This is a genomic window from Bacteroidales bacterium, from assembly GCA_021157585.1.
Lineage (GTDB): Bacteria > Bacteroidota > Bacteroidia > Bacteroidales > UBA12170 > UBA12170.
Map to the genome: position 1 here is coordinate 1 of JAGGWH010000022.1, position 14661 is coordinate 14661.

Here is a 14661-nt window from a genome sequence, read left to right on the forward strand (position 1 = left end):
TATATCCCTCTAAATAAGCTTTAAGCAACTGAACTACTTTGCTGGCATTGGCTTTAAAAACAGCAAATACAGCCTCCATACTTACAGCTTCTACATCGGTTTTCCAAGAATCGTAATCGGTGCTCATTGCAATAGCGGCATAAGGAATTTCTAATTCATTGGCCAGAGCAGCTTCTGGTGCAGTGCTCATATTTATTAAATCAGCTCCCCAAGAACGGAACATATGACTTTCTGCGCGAGTAGAAAAGCGAGGTCCTTCAATAGTGACAACAGTTCCTTTGCAATGATAATCGATATTTTGTTTTTTGCAAATATCAGCTAATGTCGACTGTAAATCTTTATCAAAAGGATCGGCCATAGCTACATGCTTTATTTCTCCATTTTCAAAATCATCGAAAAAAGTTATCGCTCTAAAACGTGTAAAATCAATAAACTGATCTGGAAAAACAAGATGCCCAGGTTCTATTTCTTCACGCAAGCTTCCAACAGCCGTGGTGGCAATTATTTTGGTACAGCCCAATTGTTTCAAAGCCCAAATATTGGCTCTATTATTGACTTTGCTGGGAGAATGTTCGTGCTTTAAACCGTGACGAGAAAGGAAAAAAACTTCTGCTTTTGGAAAGGTAGATTTAAAAATAGTAGAGCTTGGCTCGCCATAAGGTGTATTTATATGGATAGTTTCCGCATTTTTTTGAAGTTCTAATTTCTCCAGTCCTGATCCGCCAATAATGGCAATTTTTTCTTTAGTCATAGGATTTAATTTCTCTTCAAAAATATCCATAATTTGCTGAATAGTTAGCAAAAAAATATTTTGTAAGACAATCGTCAGAATTCTCTTATTTTTGTAAAAAAATCAAGGAATGAATTCAATTCAGCGACTAATAATTATTGGGTCTGGAAATGTAGCTACACATATGGCTATGGCTTTAAAAAAAGCAGGACTTAATATTTGTGGTATTTACAGTCGGACATTTGAAAATGCTCAAATACTTGCTAAAAAGCTAAATGTAAATGCTTTTAAGTCAGTTGCTGAAATTCCTCTTGATGCCGATGCTTATCTCCTGTCTGTTTCTGATTCGGCTTTGCCTGAAATTTTAAAAGAGCTGCCTTCTTTTGATGGAATTTTGATGCATACTTCAGGTAGTGTAGGTCTTGATATTTTTTCTAAAGATATAAAAAGAAAAGCTGTTTTCTATCCTTTACAAACCTTTTCAAAAGCAAAGCAAGTCGATTTTTCAAAAGTTCCAATACTTCTTGAGAGTGAGGATGATAGTGTTTTAAAAGTACTTCAGGATTTAGCTGAAAAGATAAGTAAGACAGTAAAAGTAATTGATTCTGAGCAAAGAAAACAACTACATCTTGCTGCTGTTTTTGCTTGTAACTTCTCTAATTATATGTTTCATATTTCAGAAGCTTTACTAAAAGAAAATAATTTAGATTTAGAACTTTTAAAACCACTTCTTAGTGAAACTATTGAAAAACTGAATACGCTTTCTCCTGCAGAAGCGCAAACAGGGCCTGCTATTCGAGGCGATAACAAAACAATGGATGAGCATTTAGAAATGTTAAAGAATAAGGCAGAGTATCAAGATATTTATAGGCTTATCAGCAATCAAATACAGAAATTAAAATCTACAAAATGAACTACAAAGAAAAACTTAAGCATATCACCACTTTTATTTTTGATTACGATGGCGTATTAACAGACGGAACTGTTTATCCTTCGGCTGATGGTGAGATGATGCGCGCATCCAACGTAAAAGATGGTTATGCGCTTCAGTTGGCTGTCAAAAAAGGATATAATGTGGCCGTTATTTCGGGAGGGAAGTCGTCTACTATGACCAAGCGTTTAGAAGCATTGAATATAGAAGATGTGCATTTGGGTGTTCGGAATAAAATGGAAGTCTTTCATAAGTATATGAAAGATAAAAATGTGACAAAAGACCAAGTTTTATATATGGGTGATGACATTCCCGATTACCATATTATGACAGAAGTTGGTGTAGCGACTTGTCCTGAGGATGCCGTGGAAGAAATTAAAAGTATCTCCGATTATATTTCGCATAAAGAAGGTGGAAAAGGTGCTGTTAGAGATATTATTCAGCAAGTTATGAAAGTACAAGGTAAATGGATGGATGGAGAAGCTTTTCATTGGTAGCTTAGGAAAACTATGAAAAGTTTAAATGTATTTCTTCGTCTTATTCGCTGGAAAAATCTTGTGGTTTTAATCTTAGCTCAGGGATTTCTGCATTTTATGATTATCCAAAAGTTGGTTTTTGCTGTTGGTGTGGAACTTCCTTTAAGATATTATCAATTAGGAATATTAATACTATCGACAGTCTTGATAGCTGCTGCCGGAAATATCTTTAACGATATTACCGATATAAAAGTTGATAAAATAAATAAACCGAAAGAAGTGATTATCGGACAATTTATTAAAGCGAAAACAGCAATATTTTGGGCTTGGATGTTTAATGGAATAGGCTTTGCGTTGGCTTTAATATTAAGTTATCAGCTACAACTTATTCAACTTGCTCTTATACACGTGATGGTCATACTTTTACTCAAAAGGTATTCTGAGAGTTTTAAAAATAAGGTTTTAGTAGGAAATTTACTGATTGCTTTATTTACGGGTTTGAGTATTTTTTTGGTGTACTTGTATAATTTGGTAAGCATTATTAATGATCCTATTATTTTTGTTGGTTTGCAAAAGCAATTGCCTTTTATTTTTAATCTTAGTAGTGCTTATGTGTTCTTTGCTTTTTTGAGTAATCTGATACGTGAGATAACTAAAGATGCTGAAGATATTGAGGGGGATGAAATATTTGGTATTCAAACTTTTTCTGTGGCTTATGGGAATAAAAAGGCAATGCTATTGGTGCGTGTTTTAAATGTATTTCTCGCGATAAGCGTGCTTTTTTTCATCTTTTATAGCTTTAAAATGTATTGGAATTATTTGGCCGTTTATTTGATTATAGCTGTTTTAATCCCTGTTATCTATTTTGAATGGGTAGCTCGAAAAGCAAGTGTAAAAAGTGATTTTATGGATTTAAGTTTTCTGTCGAAAGTAATTATGTTAGCCGGTATATTTAGCATGCAGATATTCTCTTTACAATTTTAATTTATGGATCCCTGCTTTGAAAATACAGATATTATTCTTGGTTCGCAATCGCCAAGGCGTAGGCAATTGCTACAAGATATAGGATTAAAATTTAGGATACTTACTTTTCCTGTTGAAGAAATCTTTCCTGAGAATCTTTCTGCAAAAGAAACGGCAATTTATTTAAGCGAACTAAAAGCAAAAGCATTCCCGGAAATAGAATTAAAAGAAAACAGTATTTTAATTACTGCAGATACGGTAGTTAGTCTTTCGGGTAAATTATTAGGTAAACCAAAAAATGATGCGGAAGCTTTTGAAATGTTGTCTCTTTTGTCAGGAAAATCTCACGAGGTAATTTCTGCTTTTACTTTGCGATCAAAGAAAGAAATGAAATCGTTTTCTACAGAAACAAAAGTATATTTTAAAACCTTAAGCAAAGCGGAAATAAATTATTATATAAGTCGTTATAAACCTTTTGATAAGGCTGGAGCTTACGGAATTCAAGAGTGGATAGGAAAGATAGGAATAGAAAAAATTCAAGGATCATTTTTTAATGTGATGGGTTTGCCTGTCCATCAAGTTTATGCAGAATTGTGTATTTTTGATATGAATTAGAAATCTTGCTTAAATAAAAATACATATGAAACGATTTTGGAGAGCTCTGATGAGATATTTTGTACAGGGCTTACTTTATTTAGTGCCAATTGTTATTACGGCATATGTTATATTGCTAATGTTTAATTGGGTAGACGACATTACCGTTCCCTATGAAATAAAGTATCTTGGTTTTCAGGTTCCGGGTTTGGGATTAATAATAATGTTGGTATTTATCACATTAGTAGGCTTATTGGGCTCCAGTTTTGTTTTTCGTCCCATTATTCATTATTTTGAATTATTGATTAATAGAGCTCCACTTATCAAAGACTTATACTCAGCCGTAAAAGATCTGATGTCGGCTTTTGTTGGAGGAAAAAAGAAATTTACTGAGCCGGTATTGGTTAAAATGGATGTTGGTGGCTTACAAAGAATAGGATTTATCACACAAAAAAATGGAGTGGAAGAAATGGGGATAAGTAAAGATCAGTTAGTTGTGTATTTACCTTATTCTTATGGAATTATGGGAACAGTAATCGTTGTCCCAAAAGAGAATGTTAAATCAATAAATTTGCCCAGTACTGAAGTGATGAAATTTATTGTTTCGGGTGGTGTAACTAAAGTGTTAGAAAAAATACAACTTAATGATAAAAAGACCAAAGATATTAGTAACGAATGATGACGGAATAAATGCGCAAGGAATTCGCTTTTTGATAGATATTGTTCGGGATTTAGGCGATGTAGTTGTGGTAGCTCCTGATAGTCCTCAATCGGGGATGGGGCATGCTATTACTGTAAACAGTCCGCTACGAATAAAGATGATAGTAGAAGAAGATGGGTATCAAGAGTATTCTTGCAATGGAACTCCTGTTGATTGCGTAAAACTTGGTGAGCAGGTTGTATTAAAAGGGAAGCCTGATTTATTAGTTTCCGGTATAAACCATGGCTCAAATGCAGCAGTTAATATTGTGTATTCGGGGACTATGGCTGCCGCAATAGAAGGATGTATTGATCGTATTCCGTCAATAGGATTCTCCATTAACGATTTTAGTCACAATTTGAATTTTGAGCCTACTCGTAAATATATAAAACATATCGCTGCTCAAGTTTTGGAAAAGGGATTGAAAAATGGTATTTGTTTAAATGTGAATTTTCCAATAATAGAGAATATAAAAGGTATAAAAGTAACTCGACAAGCAGATGCATGCTGGCGAGAAGAATTTGATAGTAGAATAGATCCGCGAGGAGGTAATTATTATTGGCTTACAGGTAAATTTGTAAGTAGAGATAACGGCCATGAAAATGATATTAATACAATGGAAGAAGGTTATGTATCCGTTGTTCCTGTTAAAATTGATCTAACTGCTTATAATCAAATTGATACTTTGAAATATTTAGAGTTAAATAACGAACCCAAATAGTTTAATAGTACGATGAAGTATTACATTATAGCAGGCGAAGCTTCAGGTGATTTACACGCTTCCAATCTTATTCGTGCTTTGAAAAAGCAAGATGCAGATGCCGATATTCGTGCTTGGGGTGGCGATTTGATGGAGGAGCAAGGGGCTAAACTCGTTAAGCATTATCGCGATTTAGCTTTTATGGGTTTTGTTGAGGTTTTGTTTAATCTTCGTACAATTTTTAAAAATATTCGCTTCTGTAAAAAAGATATTTTGGAATGGAAGCCTGATGTTTTAATCTTAGTTGATTATCCCGGTTTTAATCTTCGCATTGCAGAATTTGCTCATAAAAAAGGATTAAAAGTTATTTATTACATCTCTCCACAGGTTTGGGCTTGGAAAAAGTCGAGAGTTTACGCAATAAAAAAGCATGTGGATAAAATGCTGGTAATCCTTCCTTTTGAAAAGGATTTTTATGCAGATTACGGTTATCCGGTTGAATTTGTTGGGCATCCACTTTTAGATGCGCTTCCAACAGAATTAAGGAGTAAAGAACTTTTTATAAAAGAAAATGCCCTTAGCGATAAGCCAATTATTGCATTGCTCCCGGGAAGCAGAAAACAAGAAATTAGAAAAATGCTAAAAATAATGCTTGGTGTTATTGATAGTTTTTCAACTTATCAGTTTGTCATTGCCGGAGCTCCATCTATCGATGAAAGTTTTTATAATGAAATTATAGGGAAAAGAGATGTCGCTTTTGTGAAGAATAATACACAGGAATTGCTTTTGGCTTCAACGGCGGCTTTGGTAACTTCTGGAACGGCTACTTTAGAAACAGCCTTATTAAATATTCCAGAGGTGGTGTGTTATAAAGGAAGCAATATATCTTATCAAATAGCTAAACGTTTGGTTGATATTAAATTTATTTCGCTTGTTAATTTGATAATGGATAAGGAGGTTGTTAAAGAGCTGATACAGGGAGAATTAACATCCGAAAGTTTGAAATTGGAATTGAATAAGATTCTTCCTAATGCAGAAAGAAGAAAAAGAGTTATTGCCGATTATCAGAAACTGAAGCTTAGGCTGGGTAAAGGTGGAGCATCGGCAAAAGCTGCTAGTAGTATTATTCGTTTTTTAAATCCTTAGAATTATAAAAAGGCAGCGAATTTATTTAACTTAGCGTTCAAGTATTTTTAAGCACAACATAATTAATATCAATAAACAAATCTTAAAATAAATTAGATACATATGAAAAAGTTAAGCTTTATTTTTAGTGCTTTGGTTTTGCTTTCTATTACATCTTGTAATAATAAAGAGCAAATAAAAGAAGTGCCGGAAGACATTATTGGAAAGCATATGATCAAGTTAGAGTCGGATATAATGACTCCCGAGATTTTATGGGCTTTCGGTCGGGTAGGAGATGCTCAAGTTTCTCCCGATAATTCTAAAATCCTTTATGGCGTAAGCTATTATTCTGTTGAGAAGGACAAAAGTAATCGCGAATTATTCTTAATGGATATTGATGGAGGAAATAAACAGCAAATTACCAATACCGCCGGTGGAGAGTATGCTGCTGCTTGGAGTCCTGATGGTAAGAGAATTGGCTATATGAACGCTTCTTCTGGAAGTATGCAGTTGTGGGAAATGGATGCAGATGGAACTAATCCTCGTCAAGTTTCCGATATTGAAGATGGGATTACAGGTTTTATTTATTCTCCTGACGGATCAAAGATTTTATTTACAAAAGAAGTAAAAGTTTATAAAACAGTAAAAGATGAAAATCCTGATTTAGACAAAACAACAGGTCGTTTAATGAGCGATTTGATGTATCGCCATTGGGATAGTTGGGTCGATTCATTTACACATATTTTTATAGCTGATTATAAGGACGGAAATTTAGGTGAAGCTCTTGATATTATGAAAGATGAGCCTTGGGATTCGCCTTTAAAACCTTTTGGTGGAACAGAACAAATTACTTGGTCTCCCGACAGCAAAACCATTGTTTACACTTCACGAAAGAAAGAGGGAATGGCATATTCTGTAAGTACTAATTCTGATTTGTATGCTTATAATGTGGAAAGTGGTGAAACTACTAATTTGACAGAAGGAATGATGGGTTATGATACGAATCCTACTTTCTCTCCCGATGGAAGTTTAATGGCTTGGGAAAGTATGGAGCGTGATGGTTATGAGTCGGATAAGTCACGATTATTTATTATGGACGTTGCTAGCGGTGATAAAAAGTATTGTACTAAAGACTTTGATCAAAATGTTGGTGGTTTAAGCTGGTCAGCTGATGGTAAATCCATTTATTTTATCAGCGATTGGCATGCAACCGAAGAGATTTATCGTTTTGATGTTGCCGATGGAAGCATCAGTAAAATTACCGAAGGTGTTCACGATTACCATTCTGTTGTTGAAGCTGGTGATCGTTTAATTGCTACTCGTGTTTCTATGTCTAAGCCACAGGAGATTTATTCTGTTGATCCTACCACTGGTGAAGCTGTTGATTTAAGTTTAGAAAATAAGCACTTGTTAGATCAGCTTACTTTTGGTGAAGTAACAAAGCGTTGGGTGAAAACTACAGATAATAAGCAAATGTTAGTTTGGGTTATTTTGCCGCCTCATTTTGATGAAACTAAGACTTATCCGGGACTTTTGTATTGTCAAGGAGGACCACAAGGAACAGTAAGCCAATTTTGGTCTTATCGTTGGAATTTTCAAATGATGGCTGCTAATGACTATGTTATTGTAGCTCCTAATCGTCGTGGATTACCCGGCTTTGGTCAAGAATGGTTAGAGCAGATTAGCGGGGATTATGGTGGACAAAATATGAAAGATTATTTAAGTGCAATTGATAATGTTAGTCAAGAGAAATGGTTAGATGCCGATCGTTTAGGTGCTGTTGGTGCCAGTTATGGCGGTTTCTCTGTTTATTGGTTGGCCGGAAATCACCATAAGCGTTTTAAAGCATTTATTGCTCATGATGGAATGTTTAATTTTGAAGCTCAATATTTAGAAACTGACGAGATGTGGTTTGTAAATTGGGATTTAGGTGGTTCATTTTGGGATAAATCTAATAAAATAGCTCAACGCTCTTATGCTAATTCGCCTCATAAATTTGTTCAGAATTGGGATACTCCTATTTTGGTTATTCATAGCGAAAAAGATTATCGTATTGTTGCTTCACAGGGAATGAGTGCTTTTAATGCTGCAATTTTACGTGGTATTCCTGCAGAGTATCTTTATTTTCCAAATGAAAATCATTGGATATTACATCCTCAAAATGGTATTCTTTGGCAAAGAACATTTTACGGTTGGTTGGATAAGTGGCTAAAATAAATATAGATTTATTTTAATAATAAGCCACTCTGATTTTTATCAGGGTGGCTTTTTTATATATAGAGTTAAGACATAGGTTTAATAAAAAACAGCATCTTTATTTCTTTTCAAGAGAACCTCTTTATCGATAGTTTTCTTTAATGTATTTAGTTCATTCCGTTCTAGCTTAAGCATTTTTGTTAGGAATAGAGTGAATTCAGGAATTGAACCGTTAAAATGATGGGAGATGATTTCTTTAAAATAGATAGAAAAATAATCTTCTCTTCCGATTAAAGCAAAATACTGTCTGGAATTTCCAAATAGCTGATAGTCTACATAGCCTTTCTTTTGCATTCTTTTTAGAAGGGTAGCAATAGTTGTTTTTGCAGGTTGGGGTTCTGGATAAAATGAAATCAGTTCTTTAAGGAAGCTTTTTTTGTTTTTCCAAATGTAGCCCATTAACTGTTCTTCGCTTTTTGATAAATTAATCATTCTACAAATAAGTTATAAGTTCTACAAATATAGAATATATAAATCGCTATTTCAAGTTGAAAGGATAAAAAAGATTATAAATAGATGAAATAAGTAAATTAGCTTTAGTTTTTAGGCATATCGGAATAGCGATACCAAACAACGCCATCAAAATTTAAAGAATCAAGATTAATTTCCGGAATAAGTTTAAGTTGATAAAAAAAGAGTGAGGATAGCTGATCTATTTTATGATTTTTGAGCCATAAACCGGAATGATTTTCTCGAGAGGAAAAAATAGGAGCTATCTTTAATTTCGGATTAGTCTGTTGTAATATCAATAATCGATTGAGTTTATAAGAAGCTATTCGTTCAGTTTTTTTACGGTAATAGTGGATTAAAAGTCGGTCTGTAAATTCTGAAATTACTGCAAGCTGTTCGTCTGTTGGATTTCCTATATAGGTTTCAATTTCGATATTTGAATTGCCTATAATCTTTTGCATTTCTTTTAATTGTTTTATGTAAAATTTAAAGGCGCCGGCATTTGTGCAATCATAACCATATTTCTTTAAATAAGTTGTGCAATAGTAAGCTTGTTGATTGTATAGTCGTTTATTCCAAAATTCAAATTCTAAATTAAAAACATCAATTCGTTTAACCGGATTTTGATCTACAAGATTATTATAAATAATGACAGGAATAAAACTTGCTGCTTTTTCCCCAACAACACCAATTTTTTTGATAGAATATTTAGATTTTGCTTTTTTTATAAACTCCGCCCAAACTTTAGTTCCCATTTTAGTATTGAGCGGATATTTTTGTCGGTGAATTTTAGCTGTATTATATAAAATTAAATAGTTAAAATCGTTTATCTCTGCGTAGTGGAGCAATTTATTTTCTTTCTGATAATCACCAATAATATTAAAAAAATCATCTACATACAGGCCTTTAATCGACTGGGCATTACTTGCTAGTCCGGAAAAAAGGATTAGTATGAATGCTATTAAAAAACGATTTAGGGATAAATGTTTTTGCATTATGTAAAAGTACAAACTTTATCAGACAAATAATTCACATTTAAAAATGCCAATTTGTTCGTATTTTCAAGCATATATATTTCGAAGGTTTCTTTGGATTTAGATTGTTTAATGTATTGAGTGAACTTTTTGCTCTATCCCAAGCTTTTTGCTTAAGATAATATTTTGTTTGACATTTATAATATAATTGTTTTTGATAGAGACTAAGCGAGCTAAACCCATTGTTAAGATAATTTATCTTATATTTTATAGGAATAGCCATTCTACTTAAATCTTCCCATTTTAATAAATAGTCGAATTGTGGTATTCCACATACATTCATTAAATCAATTTGGTGTAATAATACCGAAGTTAGGTTTTTGGTTTCTATTTTACTTGTCCAATAAATTAAATTATTCAAATTAGTTTCGGCATTTGCTGATAAGTTATGAGGAGCGCTTTTTTGTATTAAATAATCAACCATTTGTTTCTCAATATTTAAACGGAGCGCATTTATTCTAATTTGTTTCTCAACATATAAGCTAATAGAATCGTTTGGAAAAATAAAACGCTGTCTTAAAAAAGAAAATATGGCTAATTCTGATTTATTTATTAAGGAGTAATTATCACCTAATGCCATAAAAAAGAGCGATGCTAACTGTTTGTTTTCTGTTTTTGAATATATAAGACTGTCTGAAACAATTTCGGCATTTCTTAAATTGTCTTTAATCAGTTGTTTCGACTGTGTTTTTACCAAACTCAAGTAACGAAACTCACTATTTAAGTTTTGTGATAGACTTACTATTGAGAACCCCAATAAAAAACTTAGTATTAATATTTTTTTCATGTTTTGGGCTTTTAAAATGAATAACGTAATCCAATAGTAGGAATGACTGTATTAGGATTTATTGGTGAGTTAGCATAACTCATATTTAGCTTTAAGCCGTATTTATAGCGTATCATCTCTTGTTTTTTTTCTAGTCGATGTTTTCCGTGTATCCAATCGAAAAGATAAGTTGTAACAATTATTCCTAAAGAAATATAGAGAATGTCTTTTTGTGTATTGAATTTCGATAAATCGTTTGTATTTTGTGGAGACGAATTATTAATCAAGTCGAGAAAAGAGAAACTATCTTCATAAATTACATAAGCTAAACCTGCATATCCTGCAGAACGTAAACCAACCAATGCATATCCAACAGCAGGATCTTTTACTTTAAAATGAACATAGCCTGGAACCAAGGCGGCAGAAACCATGTCTTGCATTCGTAGCGTACGATTTAATAGCTGAAATTCTTCAAAGGAAGTTTGAGGGTTTAAATTTGGAAACTCGTAGTTGCTATTTTTCTTTTTATTATAGATATCAATATCTTGAGCCGATAGGCTAAAGCTGAGGATTATTAAAAAGAAAAGGGAAAGTGAATTCTTCATTATATGAAATTTAATAGGTTGCTCAAATATATAAAAATCTTCAATATGATTTGCCCAGCAAATTTGTATCTGACTAACTGGTGAGTATACTACGAATTATTTCTACTTTTGTTTAAAAATTAGGGTATGAGAATATTGATGGTGCTCGATCATGAGTTTCCTCCAGATATTAGAGTAGAAAATGAGATAGAGGCACTTACTGCTTCGGGGAATGAAGTTCATATAGCTTGCTATACAAGAGAAAACAGGAAGAGTGTCGATATATTTCAAGAGGCAGTTATTCATCGAAAAGTAATCTCCACATTTCATTATAAAAGCAGTATAGCTTGTTTAAAATTTCCTTTTTACTTTAATTTTTGGCGTTCTTTTATTACGGAACTTTTTAAAGATAATAGCTTTGAAGCTATTCATATTCATGATCTTCCTTTAGCCAAAGTGGGTTATGAATTTTCTCAAAAACATAACATTCCTTTTATTCTCGACCTGCACGAGAATTGGCCTGCAATGCTCAGGATGGCTACGCATACTCAAACATTTCTGGGAAAGCTCCTCTCCACAAATAAACAATGGGAGAGCTATGAACTTAAATGCTCTAAGAAGGCCACACAAGTTATTGTAGTAGTAGAAGAAGCAAAAGATAGGTTGGTAAAACGAGGAATAAGCGGCGATAAAATATCAGTAGTTTCCAACACCTTAAATTTTAATCATTTTTCAAGTCCCAAAACAAAGCCGGATACCGATTTTATTACATTAATGTATGCGGGAGGAATTACCAAACATCGTGGATTACAGTTTGTAATAGAAGGGCTTAAATTTCTTACAGATCTTTCAAAACCAATTCGCTTGTGGATACTTGGAGAAGGATCTTATGTTCAAGAATTGAAGAAAATGGCTTCAGACTATGGAGTGGAGAAGCAAGTTGTTTTTGCGGGTTGGAAAGAATTTGAAGAAATGCAATCTTATCTTGGAAAGTCAGATATTTGCTTGATCCCACATATTAAGAGTGATCATACCGATTCTACAATCCCACACAAGCTATTTCAATACATGTACTCTAGAAAACCAATCATTGCGTCGAATTGTTTTCCTATTGAAAGAATATTAGAAGAGACAAAGAGTGGCTTGGTTTATCCTTTCAATGATGCTCTTAAGTTTGCAAACTCTGTTCGCCAACTTATAGAGGAGCCTTTACATACAAAGAAGATGCAACAAAATGGTATTCAGGCTGTTAAAGAAAAATATAACTGGCTTACCGATGCTAGGGTTCTGCAAAATATATATGCTTAGGTTCTGAGGAATATGGACAATAAAATATTTTATGAAGAATTTGATTGGGATGGCTTTAAAGAGGAAGTGCTAAAAGCTAAAGTAAAGAAAGTACTCGATATAATTCCTGATGATGTTAATACAATAGCGGATATAGGCTGTGGAAATGGGATAATTACTAATGTTTTAGCCCAACATTACGAAGTCTTTGCTGTTGATAGAAGTGCCAAAGCACTTTCTTTTGTGAATGCAAAAAAAATTCAAGCTAGCGCTGATGATATTCCGCTAGAATCTGAAAGTGTGGATATGGTATTTTCTAGTGAAATGTTAGAGCATCTCGAAGAAAGTGTTTTAAACGGTAGTATTGCTGAATTTAAACGGCTCAGTAAGAAGTATATCTTTATCACGGTTCCAAATGACGAGAACCCCGATAAACTTTCCATTAAATGCCCGGAGTGTAATTATGTTTATAACCGTCCAAATCATTTGAGGAGTTTTAAGGAGGAAAGTTTTGATAAATTATTTCCTGAATATGAGAGGATTAAAAGTTTTTCTTTTGGTAAAAAAGTACGCTATTACAATCCAACAATTCTAAAGCTAAAAAGAAAATTATCACCCCATCATTCTTGGATTCCTTATTATTGGATATCTGAAAATGATAGAGAAACGTTTTGCCCAAACTGTGAACACACTTTCCGTTATGAGTATAAATTTAATCTCATTGCTTTTATTCTAGATATTGTTAATGTCATACTTTCTCCTAAAAAACCATATTGGTTATTTGTTTTATTAAAAAAAAGCTAAAAGAGGATTCATATTGTTTAATTTCTTATTTTTTAGTGGTCACAGTTCAGTTCTGATTAAGCGTCACTTGATAGTTTTTTAAGAATATAAATTTGAATCTTTATGAATAAATTAATTGCTTCAGTAATAGGTTTTCTATTTATTACTCAAGTTTTTGCTCAAGATTTATCCGATAGTCTTCTCTTGTACTACCCTTTTGATGGAAATGCTTTTGATCATAGTGTAAATGGATTAAATGGTGATCCAAGTGGAGTTATTTATACGGAAGATAGGTTTGGCAATTTAAATATGGCATGTTATTTTGATGGTGTTGATGATTTTGTTGATTTTCCAAATGAGGCTATTTTGAAGCAAGGGCTACCTGTTTCTTTTAGCTTTTGGATAAAATATGATGCTGTGGAAGTAGAGTCAAGGGGAGTGTTTAATACGTCTTTTGATGAGGATATCTCATCTGGAGTTTTTTTTACCTCTCAAAGCATAACTGGTAAATACGCTCTTGGATTTGGTGATGGAACGTGTATTTACGCAGATAATACAAGAAGAAGTTATGTCAGTAATAGTGTAATTGATACTGCTAATTGGCATCATATTGCAATAGTTGTTTTCTCGAACCTAGATATGAGTATTTATGTCGATCGTATTGAAAATGGAGGTGTATACTCAGGAACTGGAGGCGATTTGTATTATTCTGAATCTGTTGGTAGTATTGGTCGCCATGACCAAAATGTTGGGATACCAGCATATTATTTTAAAGGAAAGTTGGATGATTTTCGTTATTGGAATAGAGCGTTAATTCAGGATGATGTTGATGAATTATATGATAAAATCACATTAGATATTGAGGATATTGATAAAGAGCAAAGTGATTTTTTGATTTTCCCCAATCCTGTAATTGATAGAATTACAATTCAATCACCGAATCAGGATATCACCGAAATAATTATTTATAATACCGCAGGTCAAATTGTATATCAAAGTATGTATTTCAACTCGTTAGATCTGAGTGGCTTGAGACAGGGTCTTTATGTTCTGAAGGCATTTGATAATAGGTTAAATGAGAGATTCTCCAAGAAAATAATTGTAAGGTAAATTTATAAGAGCTTTTATTTGGATAAGATTAGTGAAAAAATCTTCTCAACCCAAAGGTTTAAGTCATCACTAAGCTTGAAGATATAAACCCCTGCACCAAAAAAGAAGCTTATAACACCGCTACGAATAGCAATATCAATAATGAAGTTTGATAGAGGGGGAAGGAATTGAA

Annotated in this window: 16 protein-coding genes; 11 read left to right on the top strand and 5 right to left on the bottom strand. The window is 33.1% G+C overall.

Annotation, left to right across the window (positions count from 1 at the left end; translation table 11 throughout):
- Window positions 1–781: S-methyl-5'-thioadenosine phosphorylase (gene mtnP / locus J7K39_01000; GenBank protein MCD6178457.1), on the bottom strand; the 781-nt coding region annotated here is incomplete at its 3' end.
- 79 nt (window positions 782–860) lie between these two features.
- Between mtnP and J7K39_01005 the strand changes: the two genes are divergently transcribed.
- The 8 genes from J7K39_01005 (at window position 861) to J7K39_01040 (ending at window position 8436) form a co-directional block, all read left to right on the top strand.
- Complete coding sequence (locus J7K39_01005; protein ID MCD6178458.1) at window positions 861–1643, top strand: DUF2520 domain-containing protein; 783 nt, start codon at window positions 861–863, stop codon at window positions 1641–1643.
- A complete protein-coding gene (locus tag J7K39_01010; protein ID MCD6178459.1) occupies window positions 1640–2158 on the top strand; it encodes an HAD-IIIA family hydrolase in 519 nt (172 codons plus the stop codon). The genes J7K39_01005 and J7K39_01010 overlap by 4 nt, the downstream gene beginning before the upstream one ends.
- A gap of 12 nt (window positions 2159–2170) precedes the next feature.
- Window positions 2171–3121: a geranylgeranylglycerol-phosphate geranylgeranyltransferase gene (locus J7K39_01015; GenBank protein MCD6178460.1), complete on the top strand. Its 951-nt coding sequence runs from the start codon at window positions 2171–2173 to the stop codon at window positions 3119–3121.
- Window positions 3122–3124: 3 nt separating this feature from the next.
- Complete coding sequence (gene maf / locus J7K39_01020) at window positions 3125–3715, top strand: septum formation protein Maf (protein MCD6178461.1); 591 nt, start codon at window positions 3125–3127, stop codon at window positions 3713–3715.
- A 25-nt stretch (window positions 3716–3740) separates the two neighbouring features.
- Window positions 3741–4373: a DUF502 domain-containing protein gene (locus tag J7K39_01025; GenBank protein ID MCD6178462.1), complete on the top strand. Its 633-nt coding sequence runs from the start codon at window positions 3741–3743 to the stop codon at window positions 4371–4373.
- Window positions 4339–5115: a 5'/3'-nucleotidase SurE gene (gene surE / locus J7K39_01030; GenBank protein ID MCD6178463.1), complete on the top strand. Its 777-nt coding sequence runs from the start codon at window positions 4339–4341 to the stop codon at window positions 5113–5115. The genes J7K39_01025 and surE overlap by 35 nt, the downstream gene beginning before the upstream one ends.
- A 12-nt stretch (window positions 5116–5127) precedes the next feature.
- Window positions 5128–6240, top strand: a complete 1113-nt coding sequence (gene lpxB / locus J7K39_01035) for a lipid-A-disaccharide synthase (GenBank protein MCD6178464.1) — start codon at window positions 5128–5130, stop codon at window positions 6238–6240.
- A 102-nt stretch (window positions 6241–6342) separates the two neighbouring features.
- Window positions 6343–8436, top strand: a complete 2094-nt coding sequence (locus tag J7K39_01040; protein ID MCD6178465.1) for a S9 family peptidase — start codon at window positions 6343–6345, stop codon at window positions 8434–8436.
- A 78-nt stretch (window positions 8437–8514) separates the two neighbouring features.
- Here J7K39_01040 and J7K39_01045 read toward each other — a convergent pair whose 3' ends face one another.
- The 4 genes from J7K39_01045 to J7K39_01060 all read right to left on the bottom strand — a co-directional run bounded on the left by J7K39_01045 (window position 8515) and on the right by J7K39_01060 (window position 11330).
- Window positions 8515–8904 (bottom strand): BlaI/MecI/CopY family transcriptional regulator, encoded by a 390-nt coding sequence (locus J7K39_01045; GenBank protein ID MCD6178466.1) that lies wholly within the window; start codon window positions 8902–8904, stop codon window positions 8515–8517.
- Between the two features lie 107 nt (window positions 8905–9011).
- On the bottom strand, window positions 9012–9920 hold the full coding sequence (locus J7K39_01050) for a hypothetical protein (protein MCD6178467.1): 909 nt from the start codon (window positions 9918–9920) through the stop codon (window positions 9012–9014).
- Window positions 9921–9960: 40 nt separating this feature from the next.
- Window positions 9961–10746: a hypothetical protein gene (locus J7K39_01055; GenBank protein MCD6178468.1), complete on the bottom strand. Its 786-nt coding sequence runs from the start codon at window positions 10744–10746 to the stop codon at window positions 9961–9963.
- 11 nt (window positions 10747–10757) lie between these two features.
- Window positions 10758–11330: a hypothetical protein gene (locus tag J7K39_01060; protein ID MCD6178469.1), complete on the bottom strand. Its 573-nt coding sequence runs from the start codon at window positions 11328–11330 to the stop codon at window positions 10758–10760.
- A 126-nt stretch (window positions 11331–11456) separates the two neighbouring features.
- On the opposite strand from J7K39_01060, the gene J7K39_01065 reads away from it, so the two are divergent.
- The 3 genes from J7K39_01065 to J7K39_01075 all read left to right on the top strand — a co-directional run bounded on the left by J7K39_01065 (window position 11457) and on the right by J7K39_01075 (window position 14489).
- Window positions 11457–12617 (top strand): glycosyltransferase family 4 protein, encoded by a 1161-nt coding sequence (locus tag J7K39_01065; protein MCD6178470.1) that lies wholly within the window; start codon window positions 11457–11459, stop codon window positions 12615–12617.
- Between the two features lie 12 nt (window positions 12618–12629).
- Window positions 12630–13400, top strand: coding sequence for a class I SAM-dependent methyltransferase (locus tag J7K39_01070; protein ID MCD6178471.1), 771 nt, complete (start codon window positions 12630–12632; stop codon window positions 13398–13400).
- Between the two features lie 102 nt (window positions 13401–13502).
- Complete coding sequence (locus tag J7K39_01075) at window positions 13503–14489, top strand: T9SS type A sorting domain-containing protein (GenBank protein MCD6178472.1); 987 nt, start codon at window positions 13503–13505, stop codon at window positions 14487–14489.
- Window positions 14490–14661: the final 172 nt, after the last annotated feature.